The 14163-nt window shown below is 72.0% G+C and carries 17 protein-coding genes; 12 read left to right on the top strand and 5 right to left on the bottom strand.

Annotated features, from left to right (window positions below):
- Nucleotides 1-27 precede the first annotated feature (27 nt).
- Complete coding sequence (locus VET29_RS20070; RefSeq protein ID WP_324922618.1) at nucleotides 28-723, top strand: hypothetical protein; 696 nt, start codon at nucleotides 28-30, stop codon at nucleotides 721-723.
- On the opposite strand, the gene VET29_RS20065 is transcribed toward VET29_RS20070, so the two are convergent.
- Nucleotides 720-1328: a nucleoside triphosphate pyrophosphatase gene (locus tag VET29_RS20065; RefSeq protein WP_324922615.1), complete on the bottom strand. Its 609-nt coding sequence runs from the start codon at nucleotides 1326-1328 to the stop codon at nucleotides 720-722. The genes VET29_RS20070 and VET29_RS20065 overlap by 4 nt on opposite strands.
- Nucleotides 1329-1339: 11 nt before the next feature.
- The gene (locus tag VET29_RS20060) at nucleotides 1340-2911 is read right to left on the bottom strand and encodes a DHA2 family efflux MFS transporter permease subunit (RefSeq protein WP_324922613.1); all 1572 of its coding nucleotides are present in this window, start codon (nucleotides 2909-2911) and stop codon (nucleotides 1340-1342) included.
- A gap of 88 nt (nucleotides 2912-2999) precedes the next feature.
- Between VET29_RS20060 and VET29_RS20055 the strand changes: the two genes are divergently transcribed.
- Nucleotides 3000-3263, top strand: a complete 264-nt coding sequence (locus VET29_RS20055) for a hypothetical protein (protein WP_324922611.1) — start codon at nucleotides 3000-3002, stop codon at nucleotides 3261-3263.
- Between the two features lie 101 nt (nucleotides 3264-3364).
- Nucleotides 3365-3955, top strand: coding sequence for a M15 family metallopeptidase (locus VET29_RS20050; RefSeq protein ID WP_324922609.1), 591 nt, complete (start codon nucleotides 3365-3367; stop codon nucleotides 3953-3955).
- Between the two features lie 51 nt (nucleotides 3956-4006).
- On the opposite strand, the gene VET29_RS20045 is transcribed toward VET29_RS20050, so the two are convergent.
- Complete coding sequence (locus VET29_RS20045) at nucleotides 4007-4210, bottom strand: acyl-CoA carboxylase subunit epsilon (RefSeq protein ID WP_324922607.1); 204 nt, start codon at nucleotides 4208-4210, stop codon at nucleotides 4007-4009.
- Nucleotides 4207-5844 (bottom strand): acyl-CoA carboxylase subunit beta, encoded by a 1638-nt coding sequence (locus VET29_RS20040; protein WP_324922605.1) that lies wholly within the window; start codon nucleotides 5842-5844, stop codon nucleotides 4207-4209. Before VET29_RS20040 ends, VET29_RS20045 begins: the two co-directional genes overlap by 4 nt.
- Nucleotides 5845-5889: 45 nt before the next feature.
- Between VET29_RS20040 and VET29_RS20035 the strand changes: the two genes are divergently transcribed.
- From VET29_RS20035 to VET29_RS19995, 9 genes are all read left to right on the top strand, one after another.
- Complete coding sequence (locus tag VET29_RS20035) at nucleotides 5890-6711, top strand: biotin--[acetyl-CoA-carboxylase] ligase (RefSeq protein ID WP_324922601.1); 822 nt, start codon at nucleotides 5890-5892, stop codon at nucleotides 6709-6711.
- Nucleotides 6712-6815: 104 nt separating this feature from the next.
- Nucleotides 6816-7394 (top strand): PH domain-containing protein, encoded by a 579-nt coding sequence (locus tag VET29_RS20030; protein WP_324922599.1) that lies wholly within the window; start codon nucleotides 6816-6818, stop codon nucleotides 7392-7394.
- Between the two features lie 74 nt (nucleotides 7395-7468).
- Nucleotides 7469-8410 (top strand): hydroxymethylglutaryl-CoA lyase, encoded by a 942-nt coding sequence (locus tag VET29_RS20025; protein WP_324922598.1) that lies wholly within the window; start codon nucleotides 7469-7471, stop codon nucleotides 8408-8410.
- 1 nt (nucleotide 8411) lies between these two features.
- On the top strand, nucleotides 8412-8969 hold the full coding sequence (locus VET29_RS20020; protein ID WP_324922595.1) for a GNAT family N-acetyltransferase: 558 nt from the start codon (nucleotides 8412-8414) through the stop codon (nucleotides 8967-8969).
- 57 nt (nucleotides 8970-9026) lie between these two features.
- Nucleotides 9027-9629: an adenosylcobinamide amidohydrolase gene (locus VET29_RS20015; protein WP_324922593.1), complete on the top strand. Its 603-nt coding sequence runs from the start codon at nucleotides 9027-9029 to the stop codon at nucleotides 9627-9629.
- 75 nt (nucleotides 9630-9704) lie between these two features.
- Nucleotides 9705-10148: a YbaB/EbfC family nucleoid-associated protein gene (locus VET29_RS20010; RefSeq protein WP_324922591.1), complete on the top strand. Its 444-nt coding sequence runs from the start codon at nucleotides 9705-9707 to the stop codon at nucleotides 10146-10148.
- A complete protein-coding gene (locus VET29_RS20005) occupies nucleotides 10138-10467 on the top strand; it encodes a hypothetical protein (RefSeq protein WP_324922589.1) in 330 nt (109 codons plus the stop codon). Before VET29_RS20010 ends, VET29_RS20005 begins: the two co-directional genes overlap by 11 nt.
- The gene (locus VET29_RS20000; RefSeq protein WP_324922587.1) at nucleotides 10467-13046 is read left to right on the top strand and encodes a TNT domain-containing protein; all 2580 of its coding nucleotides are present in this window, start codon (nucleotides 10467-10469) and stop codon (nucleotides 13044-13046) included. Before VET29_RS20005 ends, VET29_RS20000 begins: the two co-directional genes overlap by 1 nt.
- Entirely contained in the window at nucleotides 13043-13312 is a 270-nt protein-coding gene (locus VET29_RS19995) for a hypothetical protein (RefSeq protein ID WP_324922585.1), read from the top strand. Before VET29_RS20000 ends, VET29_RS19995 begins: the two co-directional genes overlap by 4 nt.
- Here VET29_RS19995 and hisN read toward each other — a convergent pair.
- Nucleotides 13279-14076, bottom strand: coding sequence for a histidinol-phosphatase (hisN, locus tag VET29_RS19990; RefSeq protein WP_324922583.1), 798 nt, complete (start codon nucleotides 14074-14076; stop codon nucleotides 13279-13281). The two genes, VET29_RS19995 and hisN, sit on opposite strands and share 34 nt — an antisense overlap.
- Between the last annotated feature and the right edge of the window lie 87 nt (nucleotides 14077-14163).

Here is a 14163-nt window from a genome sequence, read left to right as displayed (position 1 = left end):
CCAAGCTCACGGGAGTGAGGGGTGCGCATGGCGCGGCAGGGGAGGCCGTGGGCGGTCGTGATCACGATCGCCGTCTCCGCGCTGGTCGCGGCCGGTGCGCTCGCCACGGCGGCGACGCTTCGGCACCGCGACACGGCCGGCACGACGACGACCGAGACGACACCTCCCGTCACCTCCGGCGTCGGCGTCGACGGCTGCCTCGTCCGGCCGTGCACGGTGCTCGCGACGGCACAGGTCGGCGGCACCGCGGTCGACCTGGTCGCCGACCGGGACGGCCGGTCCGGCCGCCTGCGCATCGGCGGCGCCGGCGCGAGCAAGGTCGTCGAGGCGACGATCACCAGCATGGGCGCCGCGCTGAGCCAGGACTCGCTGCAGTGCGTGGCCGACACCCTGTCCGCCTGCCTGCTGCGCGGCAAATCCGGCAACGGTGTGGTCGGCCAGGTGGTCGTCGGCCGGTCCGCCGCGTGGAGCGAGCTGAGCAAGCCGTTCGTCTCCGACGCCGGCTACCTGGCCCTCGCCGAGGTCACGCCCGACGTCGGCCCGGAGATCCTCGTCGCCCAGCGCCGCTGCAAGCAGGGCCAGGACTGCACGGCCACGCCCGTGTACCTGCGGGTCTACAACCTGCGCAGCCAGGACCTCGGCTGCACCCGCGACTACTCCCGGCTCGAGTCGCTGCCGGCGGCCCTGCACCAGCCCGACATCAACCCGGCGAACTGTGCCTAGCGCCAGAGATCGACGACGGCCACGTCCACTTCCCGCAGCAGGCGGCGGGTCAGGGGCAGGCTGATGCCGATCACGCTGGACGGGTCGCCGTCCATGCCGTCGACGAACCAGCCGCCGTAACCGTCGAGCGTGAAGCCGCCCGCCACCGAGAGCGGCTCGCCGGTGGAGACGTACGCCGCCAGCTCCTCGGCGCTCGGCTTGCCGAACCGGATCGTGGTGCTCACCGTGCCCGTGGCGACCGCCGTGACGGCGCCGTCGCGCACCCGCAGCACCGCGTGCCCGGTCAGCAGCTCCCCGGTCCCGCCGGCCATCCGCTCCCAGCGCTCCCTGGCCCGCTCGGGCGTCCCGGGCTTGCCGACCAGCTGGCCACCCTGGAACAGCATCGAGTCGCAGCCGACGACGACGGCGTCGGTGTGGTCGGCGGCGACGACTCGTGCCTTGGCGTCGGCGAGGGTCGCGACCGTCCGCGCGGGCCCGGCGTCGGCCGGCAGGCCCGCGATGATCGCGTCCTCGTCGACACCGGACACCTGGACCAGCGGGTCGATACCGGCGTTGCGGAGCACCGTCAGGCGCGCGGGGGACTGTGAGGCGAGCACGAACTGCACGTCACGGGACTCTAAGGCACCCGATCACGCACCTGCGTGCGGATCCCCGTCGCCGCGACGATGCCCAGCAGCAGCACCGCGATCGGCAGCATCAGGCTGGCCTTCGCGGCGACCGTGAAACCGTTGTGGAACACCTCGGTCACGATCCGGCGGACGATCTCCGCCGTGTCCGGGTCGAGGTCGGACGGCACGGGCGGGCGGCTCGTGTCGAACTGGCTCGGCGTGTTCGCGGCCTCGGTGATCCGCTGGACGAACTCCTCGCGGTAGCGCACGGGCAGGCGTTCCGCGTACTGGCGCGCGGCGTCCGGCACCGCGAACGCGACGCCCAGCTGGAGCACGAGCCCGGTCGCCGCGCTGCCGAGCACCCCGCCGACCTGCCGGGCCGTGTTGTAGACACCGGACGCGGCGCCGGCCAGCGAAGGCGGCATGCCCGAGGTCGCGACCGTGGTCAGCGGCGAGAACACGAACCCGATGCCCAGACCGGCGACGGCGAGGCCGGGGATGAGCGTGGCCGGGTCGGTGTCCGGCGCGGCCTGGTAGACGAGCATGCCGACGGCAGCCGCGAGCGTGGCGAAGCCGGCGATGATCAGGTTGCGCGCGCCGATCCGGTGCCACACGGCGCCCGAGATCCCCGAGGCGAGCGCGGCGGTGACGGCCATGGGCAGCGCGAGGACCGACGAGGCCAGCGCCGTCAGCCCGAGGACCGTCTGCAGGTAGAGGACCAGCGGCAGGAACATGCCGGTCATCGCGAAGCCCAAGGCCGCGTGGGCGAGGTTGGCGTAGGTGAAGGTCGGGTTCCGGAACAGCTCGTTCGGCACGAGCGGTTCCCTGGCCCGGACCGTGACCTGCCGGTACACGAACGCCGCGAGCAGCACGACTCCCACGACCAGGATGTGCACGATCGTGACCGGGCCGGCGACCGCGCCCCAGTGGTAGTGCTGGCCGTTCTGCACGCCGAAGACGAGGAAGAGCAGGCCGGCCGCGCAGAGCAGCGTGCCGGCGGGGTCGAACCGCAGTGTCCGGCGCGGCTGCCAGTTCGGCAGGGCGACGGCCGCGATCACGAGGCTGACGACCCCGATCGGAATGTTGATGAGGAAGATCCACTGCCACCCCACGTTCTCGACCAGCAGCCCGCCGAACACCGGACCGGCGAGCGTGGCCACGCCGGCGACCGCACCCCAGACGGAGATCGGCACGCCCCGCTTCTCGGGCGGGAACAGCCGGGTGATGAACGAGAGGGTCTGCGGTGTCATGAGCGCCGCGCCGAGCCCCTGGAGGGTTCGCGCGGCGATCAGCTCGCCGGCCGTCGTCGAGAACCCGCTCCAGGTGGAGGCGGCGGTGAAGGCGACGAGCCCGGCGATGAGGACCCTCTTGGGGCCGAACCGGTCCCCGAGCCGCCCGGTGATCAGCAGCGGGACCGTGTTGGCCAGCAGGTAGACGCTGTTCACCCACACGACCTCGTTGAGGTTCGCGTGCAGGTCCGTGAGCATCGTGGGGATGGCGACCGTGACGATGGTCGAGTCGAGCATGATCATGAAGAAGCACGCGCAGAGCGCCCACATGGCTGTCCAGGGGCTCCGCATGGGTGCAGTGTGTCAGCCGGTCCCGGCCGACTTGTCGTGGGCGGCGGTGGGTGGTGAAGATGTGGGTATGCGGCACTCCGATCGCGCTGTGGTGCAGTTGCCCACCAGCGCCAGTGGCAACCGGTTGTGCCGGCACGGCGTGGCGGGCGGCTGCAGCCGGTGGTGCTCGTACAAGCTCTTCACCAAGGTGGTCGTCGCCACGGTGCTGATCGTGGCCCTGATCTGCGGCGCCGTGTGGCTCACCGGCGACGACGGCCACGACCGGATCCGCACCGTCCTGTACGCACTGGGCGCCTACCTGGCGGTCGTGCTGCCCGGCATCGTGATCCTGAACAGCCGCGAACGGGACTGAGCCAACTTTTCGGGACACTACGGCGTCCTACGGGTGTGAAAACGATCAAGAGATTGCTTTCGGTGGTGTTCATTGGTGTGTGCGCGGCTCTGGGGTCTGGGGTGACGGCTGCCGCGACGCCCGGTGGACTGCCCCCCTTCACGGCGACTGTCCACACCGTCACCGCCGAGCAGCTGGGCCTGAGCTGGCGTGAGGGCTGCCCCGTCGGCCCGGACGAGCTGCGGCTGGTGCGGATGAGCGTCCTGGGCTTCGACGGCCACGTCTACCGCGGCGAGCTGGTCGTGGCCGCCGCCGTGGCGAGGGACGTCGTGGCCACGTTCGCCGAGCTGTACTACCACCATTACCCGATCGAGCGCATGGTCACCGTCGACAAGTACGACGCGGACGACGACGCGTCCATGGCCGCCAACAACACGTCGGCGTTCAACTGCCGCGCGATCACCGGCGGCACGGCGTGGTCCAACCACTCGTACGGCCGGGCCATCGACATCAACCCGGTCCAGAACCCGTACATCTCCGGAAGCGGCAACGTCTACCCGCCGAACGGGGCCCCGTACACCGACCGCACCAGGACCGACCCGGGCCTGATCCATGCCGGCGACTCGACCGTCGCGGCGTTCGAGCGCCGCGGCTGGAGCTGGGGCGGCTACTGGGACACCCCGATCGACTACCAGCACTTCGAGAAGCCCTGAAGTCGTGTGCTCGCGCGCCGATTCCCTCACCGGCGCGCGAGCACGCCCGTCTCAGCGCGGGAAGGCCGAAGTGCGCCAGGCGCCCGGCCCGTGGGCCAGCGGCTCCCGCACCATGACGCGCCGGTCCGACCAGGCCGACCGCGGCCGCGCCCGCTCCTCCTCGCCACCGGCGCCCAACACCGAGACGACCGCCACCAGCGCGGCGACCTCCTCGTCCGTCGGGTTTCCCTTGACGATCCGCAGATGTGGGCTCATAGCGGGATGTTCCCGTGCTTCTTGGGGGGCAGGGTCTCCCGCTTGTCGCGCAGCAGCCGCAGCGCCCTGGCGACGTGCCCGCGCGTGTGCGACGGCGGGATCACCGCGTCCACGTACCCGCGCTCGGCCGCCACGTACGGGTTGTACAGCGTGTCCTCGTACTCCTGCTGCAGCCGCGCCCGCAGCGCGTCCACGTCCTCGCCGGAGTCGGCCGCGTTCGCCAGTGCCTTGCGGTGCACGATGTTGGCCGCGCCCTGCGCGCCCATCACCGCGATCTGGGCCGTCGGCCACGCCAGGTTCATGTCCGCGCCGAGGTGCTTGGACCCCATGACGTCGTACGCGCCGCCGTACGCCTTGCGCGTGATCACCGTGACCTTCGGGACCGTCGCCTCGGCGTAGGCGTAGATCAGCTTCGCGCCGCGGCGGATGATGCCGTTCCACTCCTGGTCCGTCCCCGGCAGGAAGCCGGGCACGTCGACGAAGGTCAGCACCGGCACGTTGAAAGCGTCGCACGTCCGCACGAACCGTGCCGCCTTCTCCGATGCGTTGATGTCGAGGCACCCCGCGAACTGCGTCGGCTGGTTCGCCACGATCCCGACCGCGTGCCCCTCCATCCGCCCGAACCCGCACAGGATGTTCGGCGCGAACATGGCGTGCACCTCGAGGAACTCCCCGTCGTCGACGACGCGGGTGATCACCTCGTGCATGTCGTACGGCTGGTTCGGCGAGTCCGGCATCAGCGTGTCCAGCTCGAGGTCGACCTCGGAGACGCCGTCGGCGACCGAGCCGGGCTCGGCCAGCCCGGGGAACACCGGCGGCTCCGACATGTTGTTGGACGGCAGGTACGACAGCAGCTCCTTGACGTAGGCGATGGCGTCGTCCTCGTCCGCGCCCATGTAGTGCGCGTTGCCGGACTTCGTGTTGTGCGCCCGCGCCCCGCCCAGCTCCTCGAACCCGACGTCCTCACCGGTCACCGTCTTGATCACGTCCGGTCCGGTGATGAACATGTGCGAGGTCTGGTCGACCATCACCACGAAGTCCGTGATCGCGGGGGAGTACACGTGCCCGCCCGCGTTCGCGCCCATGATCAGCGAGATCTGCGGGATCACCCCGGACGCCCGCGTGTTGCGCATGAAGATCTCGCCGTAGAGGCCCAGCGAGACGACGCCCTCCTGGATCCGCGCGCCGCCGCCCTCGTTGATGCCGATGATCGGCCGGCCGGTCTTGACCGCCAGGTCCATCACCTTGACGATCTTCTCGCCGTACACCTCGCCGAGCGCGCCGCCGAAAACGGTCACGTCCTGGCTGAACACGCACACCGGGCGCCCGTCGACGGTGCCGTGCCCGGTCACCACGCCGTCGCCGTACGGCCGGTTCTTCTCCAGGCCGAAGTTCGTGGACCGGTGCCGGGCCAGCTCGTCCAGCTCGACGAACGAGCCGGGGTCCAGCAGCGCGTCGATCCGCTCGCGGGCGGTCTTCTTGCCCTTGGCGTGCTGCTTGGCCACGGCACGCTCGGACCCGGCGTGTATCGCCTCGTCGCTGCGCCGGTACAGGTCGGCGAGCTTGCCCGCGGTCGTGTGGATGTCCGTCTCGCCGGTCGGCACCCGACCTAGTGGCTCGGTCGCACTGCTCATGGTTCGGGAGCCTAGTCACGGGTGACTCCCGGTAAGTTCCCGTATGTGACCGAGAACAAGCTGGATGTGCTGGCACTGCGCGAGCAGCTCGTCGCGCCGAACGGTCCCTACGCCGCGCTGGACGTGGTGGACACCACCGGCTCGACGAACGCCGACCTGATGTCCGCGGCCGGGCAGGGCGCGGCCGACCACACCGTGCTGCTCGCCGAGCGGCAGAGCGCCGGCCGGGGTAGAAGGTCACGCACCTGGGTGTCACCTGAGGGGACGGGGATCTACCTCTCCGTGCTGATCCGCCCCACCACCGTGCCGGCCGAGCGGCTCGGCACGCTCGGCATGGTCGCCGGCCTCGCGCTCATGCACGCGGCCCGCGAGACGGCCGGGATCGAGGCGTCCCTGAAGTGGCCGAACGACCTGCTCGTCGGCACCGACCGCAAGAAGGCCGCCGGCGTGCTGTCCGAGGTCGCGCCCGGTCAGGCGGCGGTGGTGGGGGTCGGCCTGAACGTCACCGCGCTGCCGGACGGCGCCGAGCCCGGCCCCGGCGGGCTGCCGCCCGGCTCGTTCGCCGACGCGGGCGCGAGCAACACCGACCGCACGGAGATCGCGGCCGGCTTCCTGCGCGCGTTCGCCGAGTTCGAGGCCCTCTGGCGCCAGTCGGGCGGCGACGTCGCCCGTTCAGGTGTGCTGGCCGGTTACCGGGAGACATGCGGCACGATCGGCCAGCGGGTCCGCGTCGAACTGCCGGAACGCGAGCCGCTGACCGGCGTGGCGGTGGACGTCGACGATGAGGGTCGCCTGCTGCTCAAGCTCGACGACGGCACCCCGACGGCCATCTCCGCCGCCGACGTCGTGCACCTGCGAGCCGACTGATCACAACGGTAGGACATCTTTGCGGGTCAGCACCCGAGGACGTGCGCCTCGCCGGTACGGTTACCGCGACACCGTCGGCGAGGCGTTTTACCCGGGAGGACGCCGTGGCTTACCCAGATGAGCTGCTCAGTGAGGGCGAACACGTCATCATCCACAAGCATTCGCACTGGAAGATGCTGCTCGTCCCCTATCTGGTTCTGATCGTCACGGTCGGTGTGGGCATCTGGCTCGCGATCCTCGTGAAGGACCAGTCGTGGAACCTGATCGGCTGGATCGCGATCGGCGCCGTCGCGCTGGTCCTCCTTGTCTGGCTGTTCTTCATCCCGTTCATCCGCTGGCGCACCACGCACTTCATCGTCACGACCGACCGGGTCATGGCGCGTGAGGGTGTGCTGAACCGCACCGGCATCGACATCCCGCTCGCCCGCATCAGCACGGTGCGCTTCGAGCACGGTCTCATCGACCGGGTCTTCGGCTGCGGCACGCTGATCATCGAGTCCTCCGCGCAGGAGCCGCTCGAGTTCGACGACATCCCGCAGGTCGAGAAGGTGCACACGATGCTGTACCGGGAGATCAACGACAACCCGCAGGACGACTACGTGCAGCAGGGCGGCGGCTTCGACGCCCAGCAGGCGGCGCCGACCCAGCCGTACCCGCCGCAGGGCGACCAGCGCCGGCGGTGAGCGGAGCGAGCCATGATGCGTCCCGACCGGCGCCCGCCCACCACTAGCCCGCGAGGCACGGGCGAGGCGAGGTCGTGACGGCGCGCGACCTCGGTCTGCCGACCGTCATCCCGGCCCCCGGCCTCCCGGAACGAGTCACGATCTGGGAGGTCGGCGCGCGGGACGGCCTGCAGAACGAGGACACGGTCGTGCCGGTCGAGGTGAAGCTCGAGTTCCTCGACCGGTTGGCCGGCGCCGGTCTCACCACGCTGGAGGCCACCAGCTTCGTCCACCCGAAGTGGATCCCCCAGCTGGCCGACGCGGAGCAGCTCCTCGCGAACCTCGAACAACACGACGGCGTCCGCTATCCCGTGCTCGTGCCCAACGAGCGCGGCCTGGACCGCGCGCTCGCCGCGGGCGTCCGGCACGTCGCGATCTTCGCCAGTGCCACCGAGACGTTCGCCAGCCGCAACCTCAACCGCACGCTCGACTCGCAGATGACCATGTTCGAGCCGGTCGTCACCCGCGCGACCGGCGAGGGCCTGGACGTCCGCGGCTACGTCTCGATGTGCTTCGGCGACCCGTGGGAGGGCTCGGTGGACCCGGCGAGGGTCGTCGAGGTGGGCAGGCGCCTGCTGGACATGGGCTGCTCGCAGCTGTCCCTCGGCGACACGATCGGTGTCGCGACCGCGGGCCAGGTCTCCGCGGTGCTCGGGGCTTTCGCGGACGCCGGCACCCCGGTCGAGCGGCTGGCCGTCCACTTCCACGACACCTACGGCCAGGCCCTGACGAACACCCTCGAAGCGCTGCGGCACGGCGTGACCACGGTGGACTCGTCCGCGGGCGGCCTCGGCGGCTGCCCGTACGCCGAGTCCGCGACCGGCAACCTCGCCACCGAGGACCTCGTGTGGCTGCTCGACGGCCTCGGCATCGAGACCGGCGTTGACCTGGACCGGCTGGCCGACACGAGCGCGTGGATGGCCGGGGAGCTGGGCCGCCCCAGCCCGTCCCGCGTGGTGCGCGCCCTGCGGGGCTGACGTGGAGATCGTCGAGCTGACCGCGGACACCTGGCCGTCGCTGGAGAAGCTGTTCAGCGCCAACAAGACCGTGGCCGGCTGCTGGTGCTGCTGGTTCATGCGCCCCCGCGCGGAGGTCGACGCGGACTGGGGCGAGGGCAACAGGAACCACCTGAAGGCGAAGGTCGACGACAAGGCCCCGCTCGGCCTGCTGGCCGTCGACGACGGCGAGCCGCTCGGCTGGGTGGGCGTCGCGCCCCGCACGAGCTACCCGCGCCTGGCGACCTCCAGGATCAGCCGGTCCGACGCCGGTCCGGACACCTGGTCGGTGACGTGCTTCTTCGTGCACCGCGACGCCCGCCGCCGCGGCCTGTCGAGGACCCTGCTGGGCGCCGCGGTGGACTACGCGAGCTCGCACGGCGCGGCAGCGGTCGAGGGCTACCCGGTCGACACCGAGGGCCAGAAGCGCGGCTCGGACGACCTGTACCACGGCACGCTCGCGATGTTCGAGTCCGCGGGCTTCGAGCTCGTGGACCGCCGCGGCACCCGGCGCGCCCTGGTACGCCGTGACCTGCGGTGACCCCGAAACCGTCGGCCCTCCGTGAGACCATCGAACCGGGGGCCGGAGGCCACGCCCGTGACTCCTGAACTGGCCGAGGTCGTCGGCTCACCGGTCCTGGTGTGGCGGCCCGCCACGCCCTGGTTCGCCATCTCGTCCGGGGTGCTCGGCGGCGGCATGGGCGAGCGCCACTGGGTGGTCAACGCGACCGTCGCCAACCAGTACGCACGCCTCGACCCCGACCGGCACCTCGCCGAGATCGCCGCAGCGCTGGGCCTTGTGGGACCGGGCATCGGCCTCCTCACCGCGGTCGACGTGCGGGAGGTCGAGCACCGGTCGGACAGCGGCGTCCAGGTGTCCGTGACCACGGGCATCGGCGCCCACCCGACCTGGGCGGCCGGTCCCGCCACGTTCCCCGAACCGGTGGGCACGATCAACGCCGTCTGCTGGCTGCCCCGCCGCCTCTCGCCGGCGGCGCTGGTCAACGCCGTCGCGACCGTCGCGGAGGCCAAGGCCCAGGCGCTGTTCGGGGCAGGCGTCCCCGGCACCGGCACCCCGACCGACGCGACGGCGCTCCTGTGCCCCCTGACCGGCACCCCGGAACCCTTCGGCGGCCCACGTTCACCGGTTGGTGGCCCATTGGCCCGCGCGGTGTACAGCGCGATCCGGACGCGCCTGTGAAAATTCACGGGAACCGCGGAACGCACCTGCGCGTCCAACGCGGGACCAATGCCGTCCCCAGCGGAGGTGGCCGTGGTGGCCGATCACAGAGCCCAGGTCGAGGACCTGATCGCCGGCTACCGGCGGAGTAGGGAAGAGCTGGGGTCCGTCCAACGCAGGCTGGCGACCGTCCGCGAGACGGTGACCAGCGAGGACGGCCTGGTGGCGGTGACGGTGTCCGCGTCCGGGTCGCTGGTGGCCCTGGAGATTGCCGAGAACGCCTACCGCGCACTGCGTCCGGCGGACCTGGCCGCGCTGATCGTCCGCACGACGGCGGAGGCGACCTCGCGAGTCACCCGGGTCGCCGGCCAGGTACTGGCACCCGTCCTCCCGACGGACACCGATCCGGAGGCACTGCTCCGCGGCACCGCGGACCTGTCGGCGAAGGAGCTGACGCCGGTCCCGGCCCCGGAGCCGCCGGAGGAGACGTTCGAGGACAAGACGTGGATGCACTCGGGGAGCACACGCGATGCACGGTGACGGCTTCGATGGTTTCGAGGTGGACGCGCAGCGGCTGGCGAGCCGGGCGGCGCAGTTCGAGCCGCTGGTGGGCCGGATGACGGCCATTCACCGCAACCTGCATGACGCCCTGTCGGCGGACGGCGCCTGCTGGGGTGCCGACGCCGTCGGCCAGAGCTTCGGCGCGGTCCACGCCACCCCGGCCGATGACGCCCTGACGCGCCTGTCCGGCCTGTCCGAACGCCTGACCTCGGTGAGCACCCGCCTGACCGAGACGGCCGGTACCTACCGCGCCGTCGACGAGTCGGCGGTCGAGCATGTGAAGTCCACGGAGCGGTAATGGGCATCGAACTGCCACCGGAACTGGCGGACGTGGCCGCACAGGCAGGGGTGGAGTGGCCGGAGGCGGACGAGGACGCCATGGCCAAACAGGCCCAGGCCTGGCGCGACACGGCGACGAGCATGTCCACCCTGTCGACCGACGCGGACACGACGGCCCGCTCGGCACTGCAGACGGTGTCGGGCGAGACGGCGACGAAGGCCTCGACCGAGTGGAAGACGTTCGTGGACCCGGACAACGGCCACCTGACATCGGTGGTGCGAGACGCGAACGCGGCCGCGGACAGACTGGAACACGCCGCGAACCAGGTGGGCACGGCGAAGGTGGAGATAGTGCGAAACCTGGTGGGCCTTGCCCAGAACCAGGACGCGGCCAACGCGGCGGCGCAGGCAGGCCACCCGACGGCGTTGGCGGGTTTGGACACCGCCGTTCGCGGCACCGCCGCGAACGTGGCCCACATCCAGACCCAACTGGTCAGTGCCGTGCAGCCGGCGTCCGGCGTGGACATGGCGACGGTCCAGAACCCGGTCAACGCGAACCCGGGCCACCACCTACTGCCGGGCGTGACCACGACGGCCACGGACGTGGTCACCCACGCGGTGACGGACGTCGGCCAGACAGCGACGACCGTCACGACCAACACGACCCAGGCCGTCCCGGGCGCCGGCAACCTGGCCCAACCGTCCAGCGGCAACCTCCTGCACCACGTCACGGGTGCGGCTGACCAGACCGTCTCCGGCGTGACCGGCGTGACCCAACACGTCACCGGCGACGCGTCGGACCTGGTCCGCCACGCCGGCGACGCTGTTGGCGGCACCGCCGATCAGCTGGCCCCTGGGGCGGGCGAGATCCCCCGCCACGGCACCTCCGGCGCCGCGGACCTGGTCCAACACGGCGGCAACACCATCGGTCAGGTCCCCGGCGACATCGCCAACACCGGCCCTGGCGGCGCGCTTCCCGCCCCGGGCCACCCCGGCGACCTCCCTCCCAACCTCCCTGGCACAACACTTCCCGCCGACCCCGAGGTCACCGGTCCGGTGCCACACACCAACTTTCCCGCCGACGTCCCCACCCCCGCCACGGGCCAGACCGTCCAGGCAGGCTTCGCAGGCGGCCTCGAACCGTCCGCCGCACCCGCCCCCACCAACCTCCCACCCGCCGCCGCGACCGCCGCCCCACCTCTCAACCCGGCCGCCCCGGCATTCGGCGGCACCCCGGGCTTCGCCGGCGCCCCGGCAGTTCCCGTACCCCCTGTGGCCGGCGGCGCTCCCGCGGTCGGCGCCCCCGCGGTCGGCGGGCCGAGTCCCGCCCCCGCGGCGCAACCAGCTCGTCCCGCGACCTACGCCGCCGTCCCGGGCGCGGGAGCCGACCGCGGCCAGGAACCCGCCCCACGCAAGCAGATGGCGGGTCCACCCGGCGCCCCACCACCAGCGAAGGGCGAACGCAACGAGGCACTGGCCGCCTTCTGGATCCACATGTTCCCGATCGGCCACCTCCCGGTCGCCTCGTACCGCCCCGCCCGCCAGCTTCCGCCCCCGCCGCCAGAACTGGACTACGCCGCCGGCCTCCGCTTCGAGCCGGGCGACCACCCCCAGTTCCACCTGGTCGACACCGCCCCGCGCCTCGCCGAGATCAAGACCGCCATAGCCCGGGAAGCGGCCGCGAAGGCCGCCGTCGAAGCCCAGCCGCCGTACCAGAGGTTCGCCCCGACCCCGGCCCCCGGCTACCCACTCCCACCCCCGGCCCACCCGGCCGAGGCAGTAGCCGCCGGCTACCCGCCCCCGGGCTCACCAGCCGAGACCCCGCCGACCTACGCACCCGCGGACGCCGGCCACCCGGGCGTGGTCTCGCCAGCCGCCGGCTACCCACCAGCCGTGGCACCGCCGGCGTCGGGCCACTCGCCCGCCGTGGGTTTCCCACCGGCCGCGGCACCCCCGGCTCCTGCACCGCTCGCGTCGGGTCCGCCGGCAGCGGGCCCGGCCGAACACCCGGCCGCGAGCAACCCTTCCACCGGCCATCCACCTGCCTCGGCCGGAGCGCACCAGGCCCCACCAGGTTCGGATCCCGCGACGGTCCCCAGCATGCGTCCCGTCACCCCGAGTGCGGGCCTCACCGCCGACCACCCCACCGTGGAGAACCTGCTCGAGAACCACGACCCGCTCGGCGGCGGTCACGAGCGCGACTGGGACCGCCGCTACCTCGTCCGCCTCGGCAGCGTCACCGCGCACGGCATCAGCCCGGAAGGCCTGGAGTACAACTGGCCCACCAGCGAGCAGTACCCCGAAGGCGGCAGCGCCTCCGGCGAGCCGGAGGTCCTCGCCGAGGGCACGGTCATCGACCGCTTCGGCACCCCCCACGGCCGCGTCTTCGCCGCGGACGGCACGCCGTTCGCCCAGCGTTCGCTGCCGCCGCCGCACAAGGACACCGGCTTTCGCCGCTACCGGATCGTCAAGCCCCTGCCCGTCTGGCGTGCCGTCTCGGCGGCGTGGTTCGGCCAGCCGGGCGGCGGCGTCCGGTACCGGACCACCCACTCCGCCGTCGAGCTGGTCGCGCTCGGGCACCTAGAGGAGATCGCATGAACGCCGAGTCCATCACCGCGTGGCTGGCCACCGTCGGCGTGCCAGCCGAGGTCGTGTCGGTCGGCGCCGAGGCCGACAACGCGTGGTGTCTCGTCCGCGACGACAACCCGGACGAGGACGGCAACTACGCCTGGGAGGTCTTCTGGCGCGAGCAGGGCAACCGGTACGACTGGGCCCGCTTCAGCAACGAGCAGGTCGCCTGCCATTACCTCTTCGGCAGGCTGACCTGGGCTCAGGTCGTCCGCGGCGCGCTGACCCCCGCCTGAAGCACGCCGAGCGCCGCGTCGTGCAGCAGCCCGTTGGATGCCAGACAGTTGCCGTGGGTGAAGCCTGACCGTCCACTCAGGTCGGTGAACCCCCCGCCGGCCTCGGTGACGATCACCTGAACGGCCGCGAGGTCCCAGGGGTTGGCGATGGGCTCCGCGGCCAGGTCGAGCGACCCCTCGGCGACGAGAACGTGCTGCCAGAAGTCCCCGAACGCGCGCGTCTCCCAGCAGGAGTCGACGAGCGCCAGGTAGGCCTCCCGAGTCTGGTAGGTCACCCAGGCCCCGAGGTCCGTCGTGGACAGGTAGGCGTCCTCGAGCGAGGCCACCCCCGAGACCCGCAACCGCCGCTCGCCCGCCGGAGCGGCGACGAACGCGCCGCCGCCGGCGGTCGCCCACCACCGCCGAGGCATGGCCGGCGAGCTGACCACGCCCACCACCGGCGCCCCACCGTCGACGAGAGCGATCAACGTGGCCCAGACAGGGTTGCCACGAAGGAAGTTCTTCGTCCCGTCGATCGGGTCGAGCACCCACGTCCGGCCCACGCCGATCGCCCCGCCACGTTCTTCGCCCAGCACGGCGTCATCCGGCCGCAGCTCGTCCAGGATCTCCCGCACGGTGTCCTCGACGGCGGTGTCCGCGTCGGTCACCGGGCTCCGGTCCGGCTTGCGGCTCACGACGAGATCGTTCGCCTGGAACCGGCTCGTGGTGATCTCATCCGCGGCGTCGGCGAGCCGCAGGGCGACGGCGAGGTCATCGGCATGCATGTGGCGATGCTGTCATGTGCCCAAGTGTTGGTATCGAGGGGAACGCCTCCGGACCGACGCCAGCGATCCCGCCGCGAGCCGGGGTGC

It is taken from the genome of Actinophytocola sp. (assembly GCF_035634895.1).
In the GTDB taxonomy this organism is placed as follows: domain Bacteria; phylum Actinomycetota; class Actinomycetes; order Mycobacteriales; family Pseudonocardiaceae; genus Actinophytocola.
This window is presented reverse-complemented; position numbering and strand designations above follow the sequence as displayed.